This window comes from Kitasatospora sp. MBT63 (assembly GCF_000710465.2).
Classification (GTDB): domain Bacteria; phylum Actinomycetota; class Actinomycetes; order Streptomycetales; family Streptomycetaceae; genus Kitasatospora.
Genome location: NZ_JAIZ01000742.1, coordinates 19,054 through 21,700 on the forward strand (window position 1 = coordinate 19,054; position 2,647 = coordinate 21,700).

3 protein-coding genes and 1 pseudogene are annotated in these 2,647 nt (G+C 74.5%); all 4 read right to left on the bottom strand.

The window, feature by feature from the left end:
* Window positions 1–266 (bottom strand): annotated as a pseudogene (locus AA75_RS52990) (urease accessory protein UreD); the annotation flags it as partial.
* The gene (gene ureG / locus AA75_RS38795) at window positions 250–951 is read right to left on the bottom strand and encodes an urease accessory protein UreG (RefSeq protein WP_033825155.1); all 702 of its coding nucleotides are present in this window, start codon (window positions 949–951) and stop codon (window positions 250–252) included. The pseudogene AA75_RS52990 and the gene ureG, both read right to left, overlap by 17 nt.
* The gene (locus tag AA75_RS38800) at window positions 941–1,618 is read right to left on the bottom strand and encodes an urease accessory protein UreF (RefSeq protein ID WP_033825156.1); all 678 of its coding nucleotides are present in this window, start codon (window positions 1,616–1,618) and stop codon (window positions 941–943) included. Before AA75_RS38800 ends, ureG begins: the two co-directional genes overlap by 11 nt.
* Window positions 1,619–2,647, bottom strand: a 1,029-nt coding sequence (locus AA75_RS52995; protein WP_033825157.1) for an urease subunit alpha, incomplete at its 5' end; no start/stop codon positions are given.

Here is a 2,647-nt window from a genome sequence, read left to right on the forward strand (position 1 = left end):
CGGGCGGGACCGGGCTGCGCGCCGGGGAGGCTGATGGTGGCGGCGGCGCTGGTGAGTTCGAGGACGGCGCCGGGCCGCAGCTCGGCGCGGACGGCGAGCCGGTCGCCGCCGAGCGGGGCGGCCATCGATCCGATCATGGTGACCCGGTGGCCGCGGGTGCGGCGCAGCGCGATCGGACCGGCGCCGGCCAGCACGGGCAGGGCGGTGCCACCCCGTCCGTCCGGCTCGGCGACGATCCGGGCGAGCGCCTCAAGCGTGCTGGTCAACGGCGGTCCAGGCGTGCAGCCGGGCGCGTACCCAGGCGGCGATCGGGTCGATGCCGTCGGGGGCGGCGAGGGAGCAGAACAGGGTCGGCAGGTCGCCGCGCTGGGCGGCGGCGTCGCGGGCCATCACGCCGAGGTCGGCGCCGACCAGGAGGGCGAGGTCGGTCTTGTTGATCACCAGCAGGTCGGAGGTGGAGACGCCGGGGCCGCCCTTGCGAGGGATCTTGTCGCCGCCGGAGACGTCGATGACGAAGATCTGGTGGTCGACCAGGCCGCGGCTGAAGGTGGCGGTGAGGTTGTCGCCGCCGGATTCGACCAGGATCAGGTCGAGCGGGCCGAGTGCGTCCTCCAGTTCCTCGACGGCCTCCAGGTTGGCGGAGATGTCGTCGCGGATGGCGGTGTGCGGGCAGCAGCCGGTCTCCACCGCGATGATCCGCTCGGGCGGCAGGACGGCGTTGCGCAGCAGGAACTCGGCGTCCTCGGTGGTGTAGATGTCGTTGGTGACGACGGCGAGCGAGAGTTCGTCGCGCAGGGCGCGGCAGAGCGCGGCGACGGTGGCGGTCTTGCCGGAGCCGACCGGTCCGCCGAGGCCGATCCGCAGGGCGCGGCGCCGGTCGTCGCCGGTGCGGTGGTCGGTGTAGCCGTGGTGCGCGGGGGCGTCGTGGAGGTCGACGTGGTCACGATGCAAAGAGACGCACCTTCCAGGAGGCGTGCTGCTCGGCGTAGACGTCGAGCAGGGGGGCGGAGGTGGTGGGCAGGTCGCCGGTCCGGGCGGCGGCCAGCGCGTCGGCGGCGACCGCGTCCAGCTGCGGGCCGAGCCGGGCGAGTGCGGCCGCGACCTGGTAGGGGTCGAGGCCGAGCAGCCGGACGCAGGCGGTGGCCGGGCCGTTGACGCTCTCGTACGCGGCGAGGGCGGCGGCCTGGCCGGGTCCGAGTCCGGCGGCGCGTGCGGTGACGCCGAGCGCGACGCTCTGGTGGGCGCCGCGCGGGTGGCGGTGGTGGAGGGTGTCGAGGGCGGGGTGCGGCCAGGCGGCGCGGGCCGCGCGCAGGAGCTGGCGGCCCAGGCGCCGGCTGGTGGCGCGCTGGGCGGGCGAGGGGGTGCGGGCGTCGGCGGCCCGGTCCAGCGTGTCGAGGTCGGGGTCGACGTCGGCCGCGGCGGCGGCGAGGGCTGCCGCGACCAGTCCGGTGGTGTGCAGTCGGCCGGTGAGGAAGGCCGTCATGCTCGGTACGTCGTGGATCCGGCCGGCCTTGACGGCGGCCTCGGCGCCGCCGGAGTGGGCGTGGCCGCCGGCCGGGAAGCGGCCGTCGGCGAGCAGTAGCAGGGCGGACACCGGCGGCATCGGGGCGGTGGTCATCTAGAAGAGGAAGTACCGCTGCGCGAGCGGCAGTTCGGTGGCCGGGGCGGGAGTGACCGGCTCGCCGTCGATGGTCACGGTGAAGGTGTCGGGGTCCACCCGGACGTCGGGGCGGGCGGTGTTGTTGACCATGTGGTCCTTGGTGACGGCCCGGGTGCTGCGGATCGGCCGGAACGCCTTGCCGAGGGCGAGCCGCTCCGGGAGCCCGTCGTCGATCGCGGCCTGGGCGGTGAAGTTGACGGAGTTGGCGGCCGGGGCCCGGCCGGTGGCGCCGAACATCGGCCGCGGCAGCAGGGGTTGGGGGGTGGGGATGGAGGCGTTGGCATCGCCCATCTGCGCCCACGCGATCTGGCCGCCCTTGAGCACCAGGTCGGGTTTGACCCCGAAGAAGGCGGGCGACCAGAGCACCAGGTCGGCGAGCTTCCCCGGTTCGACCGAGCCGATCTCGTGGTCCACGCCCTGGGCGACGGCCGGGTTGACGGTGTACTTGGCGACGTAGCGGCGCGCCCGGTGGTTGTCGGCCCGCCCGTCGCCGGGCAGCGCGCCGCGGCGCCGCTTCATCACGTGCGCGGTCTGCCAGGTGCGCATCACCACCTCGCCGATCCGGCCCATCGCCTGGGAGTCGGAGCTGATGATGGAGATCGCACCCAGGTCGTGCAGGACGTCCTCGGCGGCGATGGTGGAGGGGCGGATCCGGGACTCCGCGAAGGCCAGGTCCTCGGGGACGTGCGGGCTGAGGTGGTGGCAGACCATCAGCATGTCGAGGTGTTCGTCGACGGTGTTGACGGTGTGCGGGCGGGTCGGATTGGTCGAGCTGGGCAGCACGTTGGGCTGCGAGACCACGGTGATGATGTCGGGGGCGTGGCCGCCGCCCGCACCCTCGGTGTGGTAGGCGTGGATGCCGCGCCCGGCGATCGCGGCCAGGGTATCGGCGACGAACCCGGCCTCGTTCAAGGTGTCGGTGTGGATGGCCAGTTGGGCGCCGGTGAGGTCGCAGACCCGCAGGCAGGCGTCGATCGCGGCGGGGGT

What these genes read in the sequence shown, in the direction of transcription:
- AA75_RS38800 (WP_033825156.1), bottom strand. Translation starts at nt 1,618, where the DNA reads ATGACCACCGCCCCGATGCCGCCGGTGTCCGCCCTGCTACTGCTCGCC.